Genomic DNA, 19120 nt, shown 5'->3' with positions numbered 1-19120 from the left:
ACCTCATTGAGGGTGCGAGTGATGCGGCAGGCGTGCGGATGTCTGCCCGGCACCGGTGGTCTGCAGCGGGTTTTCCCCCATTTTCCCGCAGCTGACCGCCGGTGCCTTTCTCCGTTAGGAGGGGTCTCCTTCTCCGGGAGATGGTCCCGGGCCCGGGCCCGCAGCAGAGTTCGCGGCCCGCGGGCCGACGTCACGCAGGCGGGCTTCCAGGAATCTCCGGTCGGCAGCGTTCCGGACCAGCCTCAGGGCGGAGGTGTACGCTGCCACGGCCTCATCAAGGCGGCCCAGCCGGACGAGGAAATCGGCGCGGACAGCGTGGAACGGACTGTAGTTCTCCAGGCCGAGCGCGTCGGCGAGGCGCAGCGCAGCTTCCGGGCCTTCGACCTCGGCGAGGGCCACGGCCCGGTTGAGCTCCACAACCGGCCCGGGCGCGACCTCGAGGAGCTGGTCGTAGAGCCGGAGGACCTGCCGCCAGTCCGTTGCTGCGGCCTCGGGTGCGGCGCTGTGCACGGCGTTGATCGCGGCCTGCAACTGGTATGGTCCCGGCTGGTTCCGCCGCAAACAGCGACGAACCAGCGCCTGGCCTTCGGCGATCAGGGCACGGTCCCACAGGCGGCGGTCCTGATCCGCCAGGAGCACCAGGCCGCCGTAGGCTTGCCTCGCGCCGCGCCGTGATTCGGTCAGCAGCATGAGGGCCAGCAGCCCGCTGACCTCGGGTTCGTCCGGCATCAGCGCCGCCAGCAGGCGGCCCAGCCTGATCGCCTCCCGGCAGAGGTCGGCCCGGATCAGGGGCCCGCCGGAGCTGGAACTGTAGCCCTCGTTGAAGATGAGGTACACCACCGCGAGCACCGCCGGCAGGCGCGCCGGAAGCTCCGCACCCGGAGGCACCCGGTACGGAATCCTGGCATCCCGGATTTTGGCCTTGGCCCGGACCAGGCGCTGGGCCATGGTCGATTCCGGCACCAGGAAAGCGCGGGCGATTTCCGCCGTCGTGAGTCCACCCAGCAGCCGGAGTGTCAGGGCCACCTGGACATTGGTGGCCAGGGCCGGGTGGCAGCACGTGAATATCAGCCGCAAACGGTCATCGTCCACCGTGCCCTCCTTCGAGAGTTCCGCGACGACCTGCTCCTCGGGCGTCCGCGGTACGGCGGCACGCGCCGCCTCCAGCCGTGCCGCCCTGAGCTGTTTGTCCTCGCGCCCGGCTTCCCGGCGCAGCCGGTCGATCGCCCGGTTCCGGGCCGTGGTGATGATCCAGGCCGCCGTGCTTCGCGGGATGCCGGCGGACGGCCAGTGCCGGAGCGCGAGCGTGAAGGCATCCTGGACGGCGTCCTCGGCCTCGTCGATATCCCCCAGAACACGGGTCAGCACGGCGACGGCACGCCCGTACTCCTCCCGGAAGACGCGGGCGAAGTCCCCCGCCGCCGGCGCCCCAGGGGCCGGCGGCGGCGGTGCGGGCTCCGGCGGCGGCGCGGCGGACGCTGGTTCGCGGGCCATTCCCGGTGGTCCCTGGTCCCGGTGCTGCCTGGTCCGGGTGGTGCCTAGTGCTGGATAGGCCGCACTTCGATGGGTAGGGTGGTGGCGCGGGCCAGCTTGCCGGCCCAGCCGAGGGCAACGTCGAGGTCCGCCGCCTCGATGACGGAGAAACCGCCGAGGTGCTCCTTGGCTTCGGCGAAGGGACCGTCCGTGATCAGCACCTCGGTGCCCTGCTGCCGCACAACAGTGGCGGTGTCGGTGGGATGCAGGCCGGCGCCAAAAACCCAGACGCCGGCGTCCTTCATTTCGCGGTTCAGGGCCTCGACGTCCCGCATGATGGGTTCGAGAACGTCCGGGGCCGGGGCCGGGCCAACGGGCTGGTAAACACTGAGCAGGTACTGTGCCATGGTGCTGTCCTCCTTGACTAAGCGGCCGGCTCCCTGCCGGCCTCTCACCTACTAGACGAACGGCCTGCCCCCGGATCGACAGACGGCCGCCTGACATCAGGCCGGGGGAAACGCTCACCGGGCGTCCGCCGGGCGGAGCCCTACGTTGACTCGGGCTCCTCGGCGTCGGGCGTCTGCGGCTCGGAGGGGTGGTCGGTCTGGGTCACGTGGGGGGCCGGCTGCAGCGGACCCTCGAAGACCAGCTGATCCAGCCGGCGGAGGATCAGGCCCTCGCGGAGGGCCCAGGGGCAGATCTCCATGCTGGGAAACTCAAACATTTCGAGGGCGGCTTCGGCCACCAGGGCCCCTGCCAGCAGTTGAGGGGCGCGGGCTTCCGAGACACCGGGAAGGTTGAGCCGGTCCTCGACCTCCATGGCCGAGATGCGCTGCGCCCAGAGGCCCAGATCCGTGGCGAACAGCTCCCGCTTGACGTAAGGGCCGGCACCGCTCGGCGCGGCCCCGGCGATGCGGGCCAGCGAGCGGAAGGTCTTGGACGTGCCCGCCACGTGGTTCGCCTTGCCCAGCTTCGTGAAGTCACGCACGACGGGCTTCAGCGTGGCCCGGATATAGCGCCGCAGGTCCTTGACGCTCTTGGCCGACGGCGGGTCGTGCTGCAGCCAGTCCCGGGTGAGCCGGCTCGCTCCGAGCGGGACGGAAGTCGCGAGTTCGGGGAGTTCGTCCTCCCCGTAGGCCATTTCGAAGGACCCGCCGCCGATATCCAGGTTCAGCATGGGTCCGGCGCCCCAGCCGTACCAGCGGCGGACGGCGAAGAACGTCATCGAGGCTTCCTCGCTGCCGGTCAGCTCCCGCAGCGTCACAGTGGTCTCGTGCTTGACGCGGGCCAGGACAGCAGCCCCATTGGTTGCCTCGCGGATCGCGGAGGTACAGAACGCCAGCAAGTCCTCGGCCTTGTGCTTGGCCGCGAATTCCCATGCTTCGAGGACGAACTCGATCAGCTCATGCTGCCCGGCGTCGTTGATGCTGCCGTCGCTCTCGAGGAACTGCACGAGGGACAGCGGGCGTTTGTGCGAGGCGAAAGGCACCGGCCGCGCACCAGGGTGGGCATCCACGAGCAGGAGGTGGACGGTGTTTGAACCAATATCGAGGACGCCAAGACGCATGGTGCCATTATTCCCCCGGGGAACGCGGCCCGCCTAACGGACCGGCGGCCGCGGTGCCAGCCCGCTTAGGGCTGGCCGACCTCGCCGGCGGTGTCATCGTCCTCGTCTGCCGGCTTGAAGTCCCGGCGGATGTTCGCCACGCCTTCCGGATCGATCTCGAAGCCGAAGGCTGCACCGGGATTGATGACCATGCCGAGGTCGTCGCCGAGGTTGCCGAGGATCGCGGCGCCCTGGGTGCCGAGCACGTTGGGCGCGGCGGCCAGGTACTGCTCGGTAACGCGGCTCGGGTGGGAGAACACGGCCAGGACAGGCTTCCCGGCGGAGTTGGCCAGCACGAGCGGCTCGACCTGGGAATCGGCTCCTTCGAGGGCATCGGCGCTGACGATGTAGACCTCGTTGTTCAGGAACGCGAGGATGACGTCAACGGGGTTGGCGTCGGGTTCCTCCCCGCGGGCAAGCTTCTCTTCGAGGTCGTTCAGCGGCTGGAGGTCCAAGTGATCGGGCTGTTCAGTCATATCCCTACTCGATCACGTTGCGCCCGGGTCCGCAAACGCGAGATCGCCGGAAGCCTGCGAAGTCGCCGGAACTTCCGGCGAACCCGCACGTTTCCGGCGACCTCGAGGTGGCAGCCCGATCGAGGTTCCGGCGACTTCGGTGTGGCTGGGCTACTTCTTGGCGGCGGCCTTGCGGGCCGGGGCCTTCCGGGCCGTCGTCGTGCGCTTGACCGGTCCCTTGGCACGCTTCTCCGCGAGGAGTTCGACGGCCTGTTCGCGGGTGAGCTCCTCCAGCGCGGTGGATCGCGGCACCGTGATGTTGGTGATGCCGTCGGTGATGTACGGGCCGAAGCGGCCTTCCTTCACCACAATGTTCTTCTCCGAAACCGGGTCCGGGCCGAATTCCGCCAGCGGCGGGACGGCGGCACGGGCGCCGCGCTGCTTCGGCTGGGAGTAGATCTCCAGCGCCTGCTCGAGGGTGATCGTGAAGATTTCCTCCTCCGAGCCGATGGACCGGGAGTCCGTGCCCTTCTTCAGGTACGGGCCGAAGCGGCCGTTCTGCACGGTGATCGGGTTGCCGTCGGCGTCCTGGCCGAGCACCCGGGGCAGGCTCATGAGCTGCAGGGCCTCGTCCAGGGAGATGGTTTCCACGCTCATCGAGGCGAACAGCGACCCGGTGCGGGGCTTGGCCTTGACGGGCTTCTTCGGCGGCTTGGGCTTGCCGTTCTTGTAGTATTCCACCGGCTGGTTTGCGAGCTGCTCCTCGGTCATTTCCGGGATGACCTCGGTGACATAGGCGCCGTAGCGGCCGTTCTTGGCCACGACGGTATGCCCGGTGTGCGGGTCCGCGCCGAGCACACGCTCTTCGGGGGCGGCGGTTTCCATCAGCTCGACGGCCTTGGCCGCGGTGAGCTCATCCGGTGCCAGATCCTCGGGGACATTGGCGCGGGCGGCCTCCACGACTTCGCCGGTCTTTGGATCGACCGTCGGGACCGAGCTTTCCAGGTACGGGCCGAACTTCCCGACCCGCAGCGTGATGCCCTCGGTGATCGGAATGGAGTTGATTTCGCGGGCGTCGATCTCACCCAGGTTGTTGACGATGCTCAGCAGTCCGGGCTCGGAATCCTCGCCGAAGTAGAAGTGCTTGAGCCACGCGGGTCCCTCGGCCTGGCCGTTGGCGATTTTGTCGAGGTCGGCTTCCATGTCGGCCGTGAATTCGTAGTCCACGTAGTCGTGGAAGTGCTGTTCGAGCAGCCGGATCACGGAGAACGCGATCCAGCTCGGGACCAGCGCGGAGCCCTGCTTCCGGACGTAGCCTCGGTCCTGGATGGTGGAGATCGTGGAGGCGTAGGTGGACGGCCGGCCGATGCCCTTCTTTTCCAGCTCGGCGGTCAGCGACGCTTCGGTGTAACGCGGCGGCGGGGACGTCTCGTGCCCGACGGCAACGATCTCCGAGGCGGTGAGCGCGTCGTCCTTGGCCACGTTGGGCAGCCGGCGGGCTTCCTCGGACTCGTCGTCGCCGCGGCTTTCGTCTTTGCCTTCTTCGTAGGCGGCGAGGAAGCCGGGGAAGGTGATGACGGTGCCGGAGGCCGAGAATTCGGCGTCGCGGCCGTCGGCAGCAATGGCGCCGAGGCGGATCGTGGCGGTGGAGCCCTTGGCGTCGGCCATCTGCGAGGCGACGGTGCGCTTCCAGATCAGCTCGTAGAGGCGGAACTCGTCGCCGGACAGCTGTTTGGCCACCTGGGCCGGCGTGCGGAAGGAGTCGCCGGCGGGACGGATGGCCTCGTGGGCCTCCTGCGCGTTGGCTGCCTTGCCGCTGTAGACGCGCGGGGACGCGGGGATGTATTCCGGGCCGTACAGCTCGGAGGCCTGGCGCCGCGCGGCCGTGACGGCCTCGTTGCTCAGCGCGGAGGAGTCCGTACGCATATAGGTGATGTAGCCGTTTTCGTACAGCCGCTGGGCCACCTGCATGGTGCTCTTGGAGGAGAAGCGCAGCTTGCGGCCGGCCTCCTGCTGGAGCGTCGAGGTGGTGAACGGTGCGGCCGGGCGGCGCGTGTAGGGCTTGGTGTCGACGGAGCGGACGCGGAAATCGGCGTCCTGCAGGCCCGCGGCGAGGGAGGTGGCCAGATCCTCGTTGAGGTGCACGGCGTTGCGCGAGGTGAGCTCACCGTTGTCGTTGAAGTCGCGGCCGCTGGCGACCTTGGCGCCGTCGACCATGGCGAGTTTGGCCTTGAAGGAGCCGGAACCTGCGCCGAACTGGCCGGTCAGGTCCCAGTAGGACGCCGACTTGAAGGCCATCCGCTCACGCTCGCGGTCCACGACCATGCGGGTCACCACGGACTGCACACGGCCGGCGGAGAGGCCGCGGGCCACCTTGCGCCAGAGCACCGGGGAGATCTCGTAGCCGTAGAGCCGGTCGAGCACACGGCGGGTTTCCTGCGCGTCCACGAGGTCCTGGTCGACGTCGCGCAGGTTGTCCATGGCGCGGTGGATGGCTTCCTTGGTGATTTCACCGAAGGTCATCCGGTAGACCGGAACCTTGGGCTTGAGCACTTCCAGCAGGTGCCACGCGATGGCCTCGCCCTCGCGGTCCCCATCGGTTGCGAGATAGAGAGCGTCAGCGTCTTTGAGCTGGGCCTTGAGTTCGGCGACCTTTTTCTTCTTGTCCGGGGACACCACGTAGTACGGCTTGAAGTCGTTATCAATGTCGACGGCGAACTTGCCCACCGCGGTCTTCTTCAGTTCCGCCGGCAGTTCCGAAGGCTGCGGGAGGTCGCGGATGTGACCAATGGAGGCCTCAACAATGAAGCCCTCGCCGAGGTACTTGGCGATGGTTTTGCTCTTGGCGGGAGACTCCACAATCACGAGTTTCTTACCGGTTTTGGCCTTACTTGGCACGGTGCTCCTACAGAAAAAGGTTGCTCGGGCAGATGCGCCCATACCCGCCTAGTTCACCATATTTTGCGGATTCCCGCGCATTCCGCCTGAAACTACGGGGTCCCGGACACGGCATCCGGGCGTAAGAAACCCTCCCTGCGGTACGCTTTCGGCCGGTGCGGCGGCGCCGGCACGGAGCCTGTCAGGCGGGGCCGGCACCGGGGTTCCCCTGGGCCGTTCCGCGGTCATCCGGGATCATCGACCACATGGTCGCCATCCGCTCCGCACCCTCGGGGATGTGGTCCGGGTCCTCCAGTTCGTAGTCCCGAAGCAGCTCGAAGATCCGGTGATTCAGGTCCGCACGCTGGTCCGGCGTTAAATACAGCAGATTGCTGGCCAGCACCACGGAGGAGGGTCCGTCCACTGCCTCGCCGCGCCGGCGCTGCCCGTCGCGGGTCCTGGCGTAGGCGTTGACACGGCGGCGGTAGGCGTCCAGTTCGAGATCGAGCACGGCGAATTCGGGGCTCGCCACGCCTCCGCCGGAGTTGATCGTGAAGTCAGTGCCCGCGGCTTTCCAGCGGCGTTCCCGGGCGTCTCCGGCGGTGGCGGCGGGCACCACAATGCCCCATTTCTGCAGGGCGCGCAGGTGGTAGCTCATGGCGCTCGGCGTGAGGCCGGTCTGCGCGGCGAGTTCGGTGGCGGTCCGGCTTACCTGGGTGGAATACAGCTCGGAAATGACTTCCAGCCGGGCGGCGTGGGCCAGCGCCCGGATCGCCTTCGGGTCGGTGATTTCCACTTTCTTTTCCGCGCGCTGCCGGCGTTTGGGGGCCGGGGGCACCGGTGGCTCCGCCGCTGGGGTTTCTGTAGTCACTCCCCCATTCTACCGAGCGCCGGCAAACTATGAAACAAATGCTTGACACTCAATTCCGCCGCGGGGTAGTTTGCTGCTTATGAAACAGGCATTTCATAATGCGCCGGAGGAAGCCGTGGCCGCGCAGCCGCTCTGGCGCAACCACGATTTCGTGCTCGCCGGCAGTGCCCGCTTCATCGCCACGGCGGGCCTGGGCGCCGTCATCATCAGCGTCATGCTGCACTTGCAGAACCTGGCCGCCGCCGGCCAGACGGCTGTTGCCGGGCCCTGGCTCGTGGCGGCCTATCTGCTCTGCTCGGCCCTGCCCCTGGTACTGCTGGCCCCGTGGGCGGGCCGGCTGGCGGACACCCGGGATTCGCGGACGCTCGCGACGGCGTCGTCCGTGGTCAGTGCCGCCGCCGTCGCCGGCATGGGCCTGGGAATGCAGAACCTGGACAACTACCTGCCGGTGCTGTTCGCCATGACTTTCCTCCTCGACACGGCCCAGGCCGTGGCCGGGCCCACCTGGCAGGCCCTGCTGCCCAGGATCGTGGGCGAGGAACGGACCCCGCGGGCCCTGGGCACGATGCAGGCCACCATCATGATCGCCGGCATGGTGGGACCGGCAGCCGGCGGGCTGCTCAGCGGCTGGGGCGGATCCGGCCTGGTCTTTGCCGTCGCCACCGGCTGCTACCTGGCGATGGCCGTGGGTGCCATGCTGATCCGGACCCGCCGCGGCACGGCGGCCGAACGGGCCGGCAAGGAGCATCCCGCCCTGCTGGACGGACTGCGCCACCTCCGGCGGGACGGCCTGGTCTGGGCGCTGGTCCTTGGCGCGCTGTTCTTCATCACCGTCGGCGAGGCGACCAACGTCCTCGAGGTGTTCCTGGCCCGCGACGAGCTCGGCGCGAGCGAAATGCAGTACGGGCTGCTGGCCGCGTCGTTTGGTCTGGGCATGGCCTCCGGCGCGGCGCTGGCCAGCCGGATCAGGACTCCTCAAGCCCGCCTGCGCGCGCTGCTGGCCTCGATGGCCCTGACTTCGGCCTTTCTGGGGATCATGGCGCAGGTGCCGAACATGGAACTGTTGTTCGTGGCCTACACAGCGATGGGGGCCGCCTGCGGGGTGCTGAACGCCTGCTTCGGGGCGATTGTGATCCTGCGGATCCCGGAATCCGGCCGGGGCCAGGCGATGGCGATCATCGGCGGCCTGACCCGGGCAGTGTCCATCGGCGCCCTGGCACTGGGCGGGCTGCTCGGCGCCCTGCTCCCGATCCGGATGAGCTTTTTGGTCGCCGGAGCGGGCGGGGTCGTGGCGGCCCTGGCCCTCGCCGCGTATGTCCTGCCGCGTTTCGGCAGCGAGGGCGCGGCACGACCAGCCGCGTCAGGCGGGCAGCAGGAAGCCGTCCCGGACCAGGTTTCCCACCTCGGTGAGGAGCCCGCTGCGGAAGGTTCCGCTGTCCCAGTCCTCGCCCCCGCCCAGCAGCGCCTCGAGGGCTCCGATGATCTGCCCGACGGACAGGTCACCATCGCACGCTGAGACAAAGCCGGCCAGCTCGGTGCTCAGCAGGTTGGTGCGGCGGAGCCCGGCACCCTGGCGCAGCAGGATCACGCCGGGGTGTTCAGCGCCGGGGCGCTGGTGCCGCTCCTCGGTGACATCCTCGGCCACGAGCAGGTGCGCGGCCGACAGGTCATGGGCGGCCAGCCAATCGGCGCGCTCCAAGGCGGCGCCGAGGTGCGGGCCGACGGGCTGCTCGATCGGATAGGTGATCTCCTCGAAGCGCCTCAGCACCGGCCTGGCGCCGTTGGCGGGCCGCCGCAGCCAGATCATCCCGAAGCCGATGGCCTCGACGTGGCGGGAGGCGAAATCGTCCAGGTAGGCGGCGTACGAGTCCTGGTAGAGCCGCCGGTCGCGGGCCTCGGAGGCGTCCTGCAGCCACGTTTCGGCGTACTGTTCCGGGCTGACCTGCTCGCGCTGGATGAACCAGACGTCCGCGTCCGGGCTGGCCCAGCCGCGCGGCCGTTCGTCCCAGGCCCCGCCCGCCGGGATCTCCCAGTTGCCCAGCAGCTGGGCGGTTCCGGCGGGGGTGAGGACAGACGGGAGGGCCCGGACCAGTGCGGCGACGATGTCATCGCCCGGCAGGCCGCCGTCACGGTAGGTGAACTGGTCCGCGGCGGCCTCACCCGGGCTGCGCGGCGTGATCACGAACGGCGGGTTGGAGACCACCAGCTCAAATTCCTCGCCCGCCACCGGATCGAGCAGGGAACCCCGGCGCAGGCTCACGCGGGCTTCCAGATCCAGGGCGTCCAAGTGCAGCTGGCCGGCATTAAGCAGCAGGTTGAAGCGGGTGAAGGCCAGGGCACGGCCGGAAATATCGGTGGCGGTCACGTGCTCGGCGTGGTGCAGCAGGTGGAAGGTCTGGATGCCGCAGCCGGTGCCGAGGTCCAGGGCCCGGGCCACGTGGCGGCGGGTGGTGACCTGCACCAGCGTGGTGGATGCCTGCCCGATTCCGAGCACGTGGTCGTGGCGCAGCACACCGGGGCGCTGGTGCGCGGCGAGATCGCTGGCCACCCAGAGCTCCGCGCCGCCGCTGCCGTCGTCATTTTTCTCCCAGCCGTACGGCCGCAGATCGACCTTCGCCTGAACCAGGCCCTCCGCGGCGGGCTCCACGAGGCCCAGTTCCAGCAGGCCCGCCGTCCGGATGCCGGGCAGGGCCGCATCGAGTGTTGCGGCGGACTGCGGTTCGGCCAGCAGCCAGAAACGGACGACGGCGGCGAGCGCCGCCGTCGTCGGCTCCCCGCTGCTGGCGGTCTCGGTGACGATCAGCGCGGGAACCAGCTGGTCGCGGCTCAGTGCGCCGTGTGCGGCCGCGCCGAGCAGTTCGGCGACACCGTCCACGGTGTAGCCGATGCTGCGCAGGTCCGCGGCCAGGGATTCGAGCTGGCCGGGAAGGTCGCTGCGGGGGGCATCGGGGGTATTGCCGGCCGTGAAATGCGTTGAGGGAGTCACCGGACAAGCTTAGTCCGCGTCTTTAGACCGCGCCCCGGCGGCCCCGGGGCCGCCCGGGCGCGGGTCCTAGAGGTGCTTCGCGGCGTAGATCCGCAGGGCGTCGCGGACGAAGGCCGCCCCGGCCTCGCCGCCGTAGTTCGCGGCGAAGCGCGGATCGGCGACGTACAGCTCGCCGAGCCCGGTGATGTAGGCCTTCAGCCCGCCATTCGTGCCGCCTGTCATACCGCCGGTGGCTGCCGCCGATGCAGGGGTGCCCGGAATTCCGGCGAGCCACTCGACCTGCCGCCGGGCCAGCTCCTGCGCCTCGGCGCCGTCCGCCGCGAGGCCCGCCTCCGCTGCGGCGATCCAGTCGCTGCCCAGCTGCCGGGAACGCTCCTTCCAGGCGCCCTTCTCGGCCGCGCTCATCCCGCGCCACCAGGCATCGCTTTTCGCGTACGCGTCCTTGCCCCAGCGCTCCTCCACCTCGTCCTGGTACTGGGTGTGGTCGAAACCGTCGAACATCTTCTCCGCCATGATTTCTCCTCCTGCTGTCAATGCTTCAATCGTCTGCCGGACCGAGGCGATCTGCCGCCCCAGCCGGTCCTGTTCCTGCCCCAGCCACTCCAGGTGCCGCCCCAGGGCGCGTGCGGCATCTGGCTCGTGGTCAAGGACCGCGGCGATGGCCGGAAGCCCCAGCCCGAGATCGCGCAGGAGCAGGATGCGCTGCAGCCGGACGAGGCAGGCCTGGTCGTAGAACCGGTACCCGTTCCCGCCGGTGCGGCTGGGTTTGAGTAGGCCGATGCTGTCATAGTGACGCAGCGTCCGGCTCGTCGTCCCGGCGGCCCTGGCGATCTGCTGCACGGACCATTCCACGTGGCTACCCCTTTCCAATTCGGCACCGGCCGCGTCCGGGCCGTAACCCGATGCTAGAGCTTGACGCCACGTCAAGGTCAAGGGCGGCGGTGCGGGCGGTCAGCCGGGACTCCGGCGGGCTGGCGACGTCGAGACCCACCGGCTCAGCCCGCTCGTCGCCACCGCCGACAAACTACGACCGGCTGGGCTACTCCCCCGACGACGTCACCCGTAATTCGCGCTACTCACGGCACGTCAGCTCCACCGTGATGCTGCGGAGCCACACGTCGTCAGGCATGCCGGCCCTGCTGGACTCGCTGCGCAGGGAAATGGGCCCCTATGACCGGCTGCATGCGCTGCCCGGCCTGGTGTACCGGAGGGACTCGATCGACCGCACCCACGTGGGCGCACCGCATCAGGTGGATCTCTGGAGACTCAAAGCCCGCGGCCTGCTGGGTGGCGCCGAAATGGAGCAGATGATGGCCGCCGTCGTGGACGCCGTCCTTCCCGCATCCCAGTGCCCGGACGTGCAGTGGCGCGCGACCCCGGCAACGCACAGCTACACGGACACGGGCAGGCAGCTCGACGTGCTCGTCACCCAGCCTGACGGCAGCAGGGAATGGCTGGAACTGGCCGAATGCGGCCTCGTCGCCGCGCAGGTCCTCCGCGGCTCCGGGCCGCGCCGCTGGACCGGCCTCGCCCTGGGACTGGGGCTGGACCGCGCACTGATGCTGCGCAAGGCCTCCGCGACATGCGGACGCCGACCTGCTGGCCGCTTTGGAGATCAGGCCCGTCACCCCGGCGTCGGGGCCGCCGGCCGCCGCGGTCGAACGGCTCCGGCTCACCGGGGACCAGGTGAATGTGCTGCTGCGGCTGGTGCTGCAACCACTCGACCGGACGCTGACGGACGAAGAAGCCAACGTCCTGCGAGACCGTGTGTACCTCGCCCTGCACCGGGGACGGGTGCTGGAACTGATCGCCGGATAGGTCCGGGGCCGGGGCGGCTGCGTCGGGCCACGCGCGGTCCCGGACAGCCGGGGAACCGGCGGCCCGGGCAACGGCGGTAAGTTGGAGGCATGCCTTTCCTGCTCCCCGGACCCCTGCGTGCCCGGAACACCCTCGGGCGCGCCGCCCGGCCCATCGGGCGCGCCGCCCTCGGCGTTGCGGCGGGCGCCGCCGTCGTCCTGTCCGCGGCGGCGTGCTCACCGGCCGGTTCCATCGAATCGGCCGATGTGCCGGCGTGGAAGGCCACGGCGCTTCCCTCGGCCGACGGGATAGTGCTCGAGGACGCCGGAAAAATCCTCAACCGGGATCCGATCGCCAAATCCGCAGCCGGAGTCGGCGCCGGCACCTACGTCCTGACCATCAGCTGCGACGGCGGCGGCAAGGCCTTCTTCGAGGCCTCCCTTGACGGCGCCCGGCTGAGCGAGGCCGGGGCGGCCTGCAACGGCAGCCGCGAAACGGCACGCATCAAGGTTCCCGCCGCCGGCACGCTCCGGATCAGCGCCTCAAGCGTTGATGCCCCGCTCATTTACGCCTACCAGGTGGTCCCCGCGGCGTAGCTGCCGGGACGGCGACACGGCAGCGCCGGCGTGACGTGCGGCCGAGGCCCGCGCCGTTAGGCTCGGTGCATGTCTGCTACTGGGGGGATGCGCCGGACGGTCCGGGCAGCACTGGTGCTGGCTGTGGCCGCCGCTGCCGCGGGACTGGCCGGGTGTGAATACGCCGACGACGCCGGGGACTCGCCGGCCGCTTCCGGCCCGGCGTCCCGTTCGTACCCCGCACAGGCGCGGCTTCCGATCCGGGATCCGGAAGTCGCCGCCGCCGAATCCCGCAATCTGTCGGCGCTCGAGGCCGTCCTCGGGACACCGGACGGGCTGCTGTTCGGCGGATCGGGCGGGATCGGTAACACCAGCAGCAGCGGATTCTCGGCCTCGGCACCGTCACACGGAATGGCCGGTACAAGGTCACCGCAGCCTGCGTCGGGGCTCCGGACGCCCACCTGTCCGTCATCCAGGGCGCCCGTCAGGGCGGCACACTCCTGGAGCTCGACCTCGACTGCGGCAGCGCAGCGGAAGCGCTGGTTGACCTGGAACCGGGGAGGGTATCTGCCCACCTCGCCAGGTACGGCGGCGTCCCGGGGCCCGGGACGGGTGCCGTCGCCGGGATCCGGATCAGCTTCAGCGGCCCCGCGCAGTAAGAGCGGGGCCTGCGTTTTGCGGGAACCGAAGGACTCTGGCGCCGGCGCACCCGCGGGGTTACAGTCAGCACATGCCCACAGTTCCGCTGTCGGGCATGCCGTCGAGCGTGCCCCGGAGTCGCACGGCGCCTGCCGTGGGACTCCTGATCGCGCTGGTGCTCGGAACGGTCCTGGCCGGCTGCGCCTATGAATACGACGATGGTTTTGCCAGCGGTACGGAATCCGCATCCGCCCCGGCCTTCACCGACGCGGCCTTGCCCCGGGACCCCATGTTCAACCAGCCCGTCACCGGTGCCGAACTGGACGCGTGGGTGGCGGAGGCGCTGCCCGAGGCCGAGGGGCAGGTGTTCCACAGCAATTACGGCACGCTCGCTGCCGCGGAGGAACGGGAGGAGACCACCGCGAACCTGCCCGAGGGCAGCTACGCCGTTACCCTGGCCTGCCGCAGCCCGCGGCGGGTGTCGTTCAGCGTGGGCCATGCCGACACGGAACTCGTGGACCTGAGCCTGCGTTGCGGGACGTCACGGGTGAACGTGGTCTTTCTGCCCGCCGACGTCGTGCTCCACATCAAGGTGGAGGCTAAAGCGGGCGCCAATTTTGCCTACCGGGTGAGCCGGATCTGAAGTGCCGCGCCGTGCGGGGAGTCGTGGCGCAAGCCGGGGCGAGCGGGCGCGGGCGGGCGGAGCGGGGGCTTATCAGGCTGCGCAGCCGTCCGGGCAGCGGAGCGTCTCGGGGCTGGCGGCGCAGTCCGAGCAGTACAGCGTGAGCGTGCGGCAGGACGCGTTGGAGCAGTTCTCAAACTTGCTCGTGGGCGCCGAGCAGCGGACGCATTCGCCGATGGTCTTCGCCTCGCCGCTGAATTCCAGGTGCATGCGCTTGTCGAAAACGTAGAGGGAGCCCTCCCATAGGCCCTGGTCCTTGAAGGTTTCGCCGTAGCGGACGATCCCCCCGTCGAGCTGGTAGACCTCCTTGAAGCCGCGGTTGACCATCAGGCTGGACAGCACTTCGCAGCGGATCCCGCCGGTGCAGTAGGTGACGACCGGCTTGTCTTTGAGTGCGTCGTACTTGCCGGAGTCAAGTTCCTTGATGAAGTCGTGGGTGGTTGCCACGTCCGGGACGACCGCGTCCTTGAACTTGCCGATCTGGGCCTCGAAGCCGTTGCGTCCGTCGAAGAAGACAACCTCCTCCCCGGATTCCCTGCGCGCTTCGACGAGTCGGTGGAGTTCCTCGGGCTTGAGGTGCATGCCGCCTCCCACGACGCCGTTCGCATCGACCTTGAGCTCCCCGGGGGCCCCAAAGGACACAATCTCGTCGCGGACTTTAACGCTCAGCCGGGGGAAGTCCGCGGCGCCGCCGTCGGACCACTTCACGTCGATACCGTGGAAGCCCTTGTATTCGCGCGTGGTCTTCACGTACTGCTTGACCGCGTTCAGCTCGCCGCCGACGGTCGCGTTGATGCCGTCCTTCGAGATGATGATGCGGCCCGTCAGCCCGAGTTTCTCGCAAAGGGCCCGCTGCCAGAGCCGGACGGCGTCCGGGTCCGCGAGGGGGGTAAAGCCGTAAAAAAGCACAATTCTGTTCAAAGCCACGTTTTAAGGGTACTGGGTGGACCAACAGCCCGGCCACGCCGTGGCCCCGGGGAGGGCGTTGTCCGGCCCGCGTCCGTGGTCCGCCCCCGCGCCGGGTCCGGCGGGGGGCCGTCCGGTCACAATTGGGTAAGCACGGATGTTCCCGCACCCGGCCCCCCTGTTGCTAGCGGCGGGGCTGGAATACGCTCGTCTCATGAGTCTTGAGGCCATGGTTGCAGACACCACGCATCTGCTGGAAATCTGGGTCACCGGCTGGGCCGGCTGCCGGGGATATGAAACACGCCGGGAGGGCCGGTTCCCTGCTGCCTTCAGGGCCGACACCACCCACGAATGGGAATACTTCGCCCATGACCCCTCCGAGGCGGAGCTTGCGGCACTCGCCGCCGCCACAGCTGAGGTACCCGCCCGGGTCCTCACAATCCTCACTAATGACGTCGCCCGGTACTCATTCCTCGCCCAGCGGCACGGGCTCAACGTCACGTCGGCCTCGCAGACGATGATGATCGTGGACATGGAGACGCAGGACTCCGAGGACCCCTGGCTTCCTGATGATGATCTCCGGTGGACCCAGTCCCGCTCGGACGGAGTGCACCACGCCGTGGTCTATGCCGGGGACGAGGTGGCGGCGAGCGGGCGCGTGCTGGTCGTGGACCACACGGCAATCTTCGACAAGATCATCACGGAACCAGGATTCCTGCGCCGGGGCCTGGGCAGCTTCATCATGCGGGCACTCGCCGCCCAGGCTTTCGAGCATGACGTGGAAAACGGGCTGCTGCTCGCGTCCCTCGACGGGCAGAAGTTGTACTCGCACCTCGGCTGGACCACCGTCTGCCATGTACTGATGCTCTCAACCTCTGACGAGGGCTCGGACTTGTCCGTGGGCTGAGGACCCGTGCCCGCGGGTCCCGGTGACGGCGGGTCCCGTGCCCCGGACGATTTGAGGCCGGGTGAAAGAATGGACGAGTGAACCCCCATGATTCCCTGATTCCGTTGCTGGGCCGCGGCCCGGACCCGGAACAGCTCCGTCATGTGCGCACCATCGCCGCCCGCCGGGCCGTGCACGCGCCGTGGCCCGAGTGGGCCCACGCCGATCTGGTGGACGCCTACGCTTCGCTCGGCATTCACGAGCCCTACCGCCACCAGATCGATGCCGCCGAACTCGCCCACGACGGCGAGCACGTGGTGATCGCCACCGGTACGGCCTCCGGAAAATCGCTGGCCTACCAGCTGCCGGCGCTGGACGCGATCCACCGCTCCGAGCTACGGGTCCTTGCCGATCCGGGCAAGATCCACGACGACGGTGCGGTCACCCTTTATTTGTCGCCCACGAAGGCCCTGGCGGCCGACCAGCTGGCCGCCATCCGGGCGCTCAAGCTCCCAACCGTCCGGGCCGAAACCTACGACGGCGACACGGACCCCGCATCCCGCCGGTGGATCCGAGACCACGCCAACTTCATTCTGGCGAACCCTGACATGCTGCACTTCGGGATCCTCCCCAACCACGCGTGGTGGGCGCGGTTCTTCCGCCGGCTGCGCTACGTGGTCGTCGACGAGGCGCACAGCTACCGTGGCGTCTTCGGATCCCACGTGGCCAATCTGATGCGACGGCTGCGCCGGATCTGCGCCTACTACAGCCCGGACGGGTCCGGGCCGGTGTTCATCGCCGCCTCGGCCACAGCGTCGGAGCCCGAAACCTCCTTCGGACGGCTCATCGGCGCTCCGGTCCGTGCCGTGTCCGAGGATTCCTCGCCCCACGGCTCCACCACCGTCGCGTTCTGGGAGCCCGCCCTGACCGAGCTCCGCGGCGAGAACGGTGCCAAGGAACGACGTACGGCCGTGGCGGAAACCGCGGAACTGCTGGCCAACCTGGTGTCCTCGCGGGTGCGGACCATTGCCTTCATCAAGTCCCGGCGCGGCGCCGAAACGATCGCCTCCATCACCAAGCGCCTCCTCGACGAGGTCGATCCCAGCCTGCCGCAGCGGGTCGCGGCCTACCGTTCGGGCTACCTGCCGGAGGAGCGCCGGGCACTGGAGAGAGCGCTGCGTTCCGGCGAGCTGCTGGGTGTTTCCAGTACCTCGGCCCTGGAACTGGGAATCGACATCTCCGGCCTCGACGCCGTGCTGGTCGCCGGCTGGCCGGGAACGCGCGCGTCGTTGTTCCAGCAGATCGGCCGGGCCGGCCGGGCCGGGCAGGACGCCATTGCCGCTTTCGTCGCCAGCGATGATCCGCTGGACACCTACCTGGTGAACCATCCCGAGGCGATCTTCGACGTCTCCGTGGAGGCCACCGTCTTCGATCCCGCCAACCCCTATGTGCTGGGTCCTCACCTGTGTGCCGCCGCCGCCGAACTGCCGCTCGGGTACGCCGAGCTGGACCTGTTCGGTGCCACGTCCGAGAAACTCCTGGACCAGCTCGTGGCCCGGGGATACCTGCGCCGGCGCCCCGCGGGGTGGTTCTGGACCCACCCGCAAAGCGCCGCGGCCATGGTGAACCTGAGGGCCGACGGCGGCGGCCCGGTGAGCATCGTGGACGCCGACACTGGATCCCTGCTCGGGACCATGGATTCGCCGCAAACGCATTACCAGGCCCACACGGGTGCCATCTACGTCCATCAGGGCGAGAGCTACGTGGTGGAGGACCTGAACGAGGACGATCACTGCGTGATGGTGCGCCGGGCGAACCCGGACTACTACACCACCGCCCGCGACGTGACTCAGATCGAGGTGCTCGAAACGCAGCGCACCACGCAGTGGGGCGATGTGGCCGTGCATTTCGGAGACGTGAAAGTCACCACACAGGTGGTCTCTTTTCAGCGCAAGGCACTGATTTCCAATGAAATCCTCGGTGAGGAGCCGTTGCAGCTGGGTGCCCGGGACCTGTTCACGAAGGCGGTGTGGTTTGTCGTGGACAACCGCTCGCTGACTGGTGCCGGGCTGATCGAGGCCCAGTTCCCGGGTGCCCTGCACGCCGCGGAACACGCGGCGATCGGGCTCCTGCCCCTGGTTGCCTCCAGCGACCGCTGGGACATCGGCGGCGTGTCCACGGCCATTCATGCGGACACGGGGGTGCCGACCATTTTCGTGTATGACGGCCACCCCGGCGGGGCGGGCTTCGCCGAGCGCGGCTACGACAAGGCCCTGGTCTGGCTCGCCGCCACCCGCGACGCGATCAAGGCCTGCGAATGCGAGTCGGGCTGCCCGTCCTGTGTGCAGTCGCCCAAGTGCGGCAACAAGAACAACCCCCTCGACAAGGACGCGGCCGTCACGCTCATCAACGTGCTGCTCAAGGACGCGACAGACCGGATGAGCACCGGGCAGCCGGACCAGGTCGCCACACCGCTGCAGGCGTAGCCGCGGCCGCCGGCTCACGGCGGCGGCCCTGCCCTGGCCAGCCCGGTGGCCGCCCCCACGGGTGTGCGGACCTCGAGCTCGGTACGGACCTGGACCGTGTTTCCGGCGCCTTCCGCGCAGCTGAGGACCCTGGCGTTGTTCCGGCGTGCGACGTCCGCGGCGACGGCACATGGCTCTCCGGGGGTGATTCCCCGGGCAGCATCCGCCGCAGCGAGTGCCGCCAGATCTGCGGCGGCCGCCGCCCGGGCCGCCATCGCAGCCGACTGTGCCAGCAGCACGACCAGGACCGCTGCGAGGACAACCAGCAGCCCCAGCCCGAGCGCCAGCACGGTTCCGGCGCCGCGCTCCGGGTGCTCGAGGTACTCCGGGTGCTCCGCGTGCCCGCCTGGAGCGGTCACCCGCGTCGGCGGGCTCATGCCGCGAGACCCTGCAGCTGGTGGCGCCGGCTCGGGGCTCCGACGGCCGCGGCTGACGGTTCGGACGTTTCCCCGCGGGCCCAGGCGCGGGCCGAGAAAGTCCAGGGAAGAAGCGACCCGACGGCACCGGGAACCCTGCCGGAGACCGTCACGGTGAGCCATTCGCCGTCGGACGCCACGGCCGCATCTGCCGAGTCTCCGGCAAGCCGGCGGACGATCATGTCCACGGCGCCGGCGTCCTCGCCCCGGGCCAGGGCGCGGGCGCCGGCCCGTGCGGCTTCCTCCAACCGCAACTGGGTCACGCCCGCCGCCGAGCCGGCCAGCAGCAGTCCGAGCAGGAGCAGCACGGCGGGCAGCGTGACCGCGAATTCAGCCGTGACCGCGCCGCGGCTTGCGCCGGCCCTCCGGCCCGGCCGCCACCGGGCGGCCGTGGCAGCGCGGGGGAAAGACGCTGTCCGCTTCACT

At 69.3% G+C, this 19120-nt stretch carries 16 protein-coding genes and 2 pseudogenes; 7 read left to right on the top strand and 11 right to left on the bottom strand.

Annotation, left to right across the window (positions count from 1 at the left end; genetic code table 11):
* Nucleotides 1-114 precede the first annotated feature (114 nt).
* The 6 genes from J2X01_RS09455 to J2X01_RS09430 form a co-directional block, all read right to left on the bottom strand.
* The gene (locus tag J2X01_RS09455) at nucleotides 115-1494 is read right to left on the bottom strand and encodes an RNA polymerase sigma factor (RefSeq protein WP_310056140.1); all 1380 of its coding nucleotides are present in this window, start codon (nucleotides 1492-1494) and stop codon (nucleotides 115-117) included.
* Between the two features lie 44 nt (nucleotides 1495-1538).
* Nucleotides 1539-1880, bottom strand: a complete 342-nt coding sequence (locus tag J2X01_RS09450) for a YciI family protein (protein WP_310056138.1) — start codon at nucleotides 1878-1880, stop codon at nucleotides 1539-1541.
* 140 nt (nucleotides 1881-2020) lie between these two features.
* Nucleotides 2021-3040, bottom strand: coding sequence for a Ppx/GppA phosphatase family protein (locus tag J2X01_RS09445; RefSeq protein WP_310056135.1), 1020 nt, complete (start codon nucleotides 3038-3040; stop codon nucleotides 2021-2023).
* 65 nt (nucleotides 3041-3105) lie between these two features.
* A complete protein-coding gene (locus J2X01_RS09440) occupies nucleotides 3106-3555 on the bottom strand; it encodes an SseB family protein (protein ID WP_310056132.1) in 450 nt (149 codons plus the stop codon).
* 150 nt (nucleotides 3556-3705) lie between these two features.
* A complete protein-coding gene (gene topA, locus J2X01_RS09435; RefSeq protein ID WP_310056130.1) occupies nucleotides 3706-6432 on the bottom strand; it encodes a type I DNA topoisomerase in 2727 nt (908 codons plus the stop codon).
* A 181-nt stretch (nucleotides 6433-6613) separates the two neighbouring features.
* Nucleotides 6614-7282, bottom strand: a complete 669-nt coding sequence (locus tag J2X01_RS09430; RefSeq protein WP_310056126.1) for an ArsR/SmtB family transcription factor — start codon at nucleotides 7280-7282, stop codon at nucleotides 6614-6616.
* Nucleotides 7283-7361: 79 nt separating this feature from the next.
* Here J2X01_RS09430 and J2X01_RS09425 point away from each other — a divergent pair.
* Nucleotides 7362-8606, top strand: a pseudogene (locus tag J2X01_RS09425) (MFS transporter); the annotation flags it as partial.
* Nucleotides 8607-8642: 36 nt separating this feature from the next.
* Here the strand turns inward: J2X01_RS09425 and J2X01_RS09420 are convergent.
* Nucleotides 8643-10268 (bottom strand): DUF7059 domain-containing protein, encoded by a 1626-nt coding sequence (locus tag J2X01_RS09420; RefSeq protein WP_310056123.1) that lies wholly within the window; start codon nucleotides 10266-10268, stop codon nucleotides 8643-8645.
* Between the two features lie 66 nt (nucleotides 10269-10334).
* Entirely contained in the window at nucleotides 10335-11120 is a 786-nt protein-coding gene (locus J2X01_RS09415) for a MerR family transcriptional regulator (protein WP_310056120.1), read from the bottom strand.
* 50 nt (nucleotides 11121-11170) lie between these two features.
* Here J2X01_RS09415 and J2X01_RS09410 point away from each other — a divergent pair.
* The 4 genes and pseudogenes from J2X01_RS09410 to J2X01_RS09395 all read left to right on the top strand — a co-directional run.
* Nucleotides 11171-11776: pseudogene (locus J2X01_RS09410) on the top strand (tRNA ligase subunit PheS family protein); the annotation flags it as partial.
* Between the two features lie 100 nt (nucleotides 11777-11876).
* Entirely contained in the window at nucleotides 11877-12086 is a 210-nt protein-coding gene (locus tag J2X01_RS09405) for a hypothetical protein (RefSeq protein WP_310056347.1), read from the top strand.
* A gap of 89 nt (nucleotides 12087-12175) precedes the next feature.
* Nucleotides 12176-12661 carry a DUF6023 family protein gene (locus J2X01_RS09400; protein ID WP_310056117.1) on the top strand — a complete coding sequence of 162 codons (486 nt, stop codon included), beginning with the start codon at nucleotides 12176-12178 and terminating at the stop codon, nucleotides 12659-12661.
* A gap of 709 nt (nucleotides 12662-13370) precedes the next feature.
* On the top strand, nucleotides 13371-13922 hold the full coding sequence (locus J2X01_RS09395) for a DUF6023 family protein (protein ID WP_310056114.1): 552 nt from the start codon (nucleotides 13371-13373) through the stop codon (nucleotides 13920-13922).
* 72 nt (nucleotides 13923-13994) lie between these two features.
* On the opposite strand, the gene trhO is transcribed toward J2X01_RS09395, so the two are convergent.
* Nucleotides 13995-14888 (bottom strand): oxygen-dependent tRNA uridine(34) hydroxylase TrhO, encoded by an 894-nt coding sequence (gene trhO, locus J2X01_RS09390; RefSeq protein WP_310056112.1) that lies wholly within the window; start codon nucleotides 14886-14888, stop codon nucleotides 13995-13997.
* Between the two features lie 193 nt (nucleotides 14889-15081).
* Between trhO and J2X01_RS09385 the strand changes: the two genes are divergently transcribed.
* Both J2X01_RS09385 and sftH read left to right on the top strand, forming a co-directional pair.
* Nucleotides 15082-15774: a GNAT family N-acetyltransferase gene (locus J2X01_RS09385; RefSeq protein ID WP_310056109.1), complete on the top strand. Its 693-nt coding sequence runs from the start codon at nucleotides 15082-15084 to the stop codon at nucleotides 15772-15774.
* A 77-nt stretch (nucleotides 15775-15851) separates the two neighbouring features.
* Nucleotides 15852-18239, top strand: coding sequence for a DNA 3'-5' helicase SftH (gene sftH, locus J2X01_RS09380; RefSeq protein WP_310056106.1), 2388 nt, complete (start codon nucleotides 15852-15854; stop codon nucleotides 18237-18239).
* A gap of 14 nt (nucleotides 18240-18253) precedes the next feature.
* On the opposite strand, the gene J2X01_RS09375 is transcribed toward sftH, so the two are convergent.
* Nucleotides 18254-18655: an Rv3654c family TadE-like protein gene (locus J2X01_RS09375; RefSeq protein WP_310056104.1), complete on the bottom strand. Its 402-nt coding sequence runs from the start codon at nucleotides 18653-18655 to the stop codon at nucleotides 18254-18256.
* On the bottom strand, nucleotides 18652-19119 hold the full coding sequence (locus J2X01_RS09370) for a TadE family type IV pilus minor pilin (RefSeq protein ID WP_310056101.1): 468 nt from the start codon (nucleotides 19117-19119) through the stop codon (nucleotides 18652-18654). Before J2X01_RS09370 ends, J2X01_RS09375 begins: the two co-directional genes overlap by 4 nt.
* Between the last annotated feature and the right edge of the window lies 1 nt (nucleotide 19120).

Source organism: Arthrobacter ginsengisoli (genome assembly GCF_031456935.1).
Taxonomy (GTDB): domain Bacteria; phylum Actinomycetota; class Actinomycetes; order Actinomycetales; family Micrococcaceae; genus Arthrobacter; species Arthrobacter ginsengisoli.
Note: the sequence above shows the minus strand (reverse complement) of the source record. Positions and strands in the feature narration are given on the sequence as shown.

What these genes read in the sequence shown, in the direction of transcription:
- J2X01_RS09455 (WP_310056140.1), bottom strand. Translation starts at nt 1,494, where the DNA reads ATGGCCCGCGAACCAGCGTCCGCCGCGCCGCCGCCGGAGCCCGCACCG.
- J2X01_RS09450 (WP_310056138.1), bottom strand. Translation starts at nt 1,880, where the DNA reads ATGGCACAGTACCTGCTCAGTGTTTACCAGCCCGTTGGCCCGGCCCCG.
- J2X01_RS09445 (WP_310056135.1), bottom strand. Translation starts at nt 3,040, where the DNA reads ATGCGTCTTGGCGTCCTCGATATTGGTTCAAACACCGTCCACCTCCTG.
- J2X01_RS09440 (WP_310056132.1), bottom strand. Translation starts at nt 3,555, where the DNA reads ATGACTGAACAGCCCGATCACTTGGACCTCCAGCCGCTGAACGACCTC.
- J2X01_RS09400 (WP_310056117.1), top strand. Translation starts at nt 12,176, where the DNA reads ATGCCTTTCCTGCTCCCCGGACCCCTGCGTGCCCGGAACACCCTCGGG.
- J2X01_RS09395 (WP_310056114.1), top strand. Translation starts at nt 13,371, where the DNA reads ATGCCCACAGTTCCGCTGTCGGGCATGCCGTCGAGCGTGCCCCGGAGT.
- J2X01_RS09385 (WP_310056109.1), top strand. Translation starts at nt 15,082, where the DNA reads ATGAGTCTTGAGGCCATGGTTGCAGACACCACGCATCTGCTGGAAATC.
- J2X01_RS09375 (WP_310056104.1), bottom strand. Translation starts at nt 18,655, where the DNA reads ATGAGCCCGCCGACGCGGGTGACCGCTCCAGGCGGGCACGCGGAGCAC.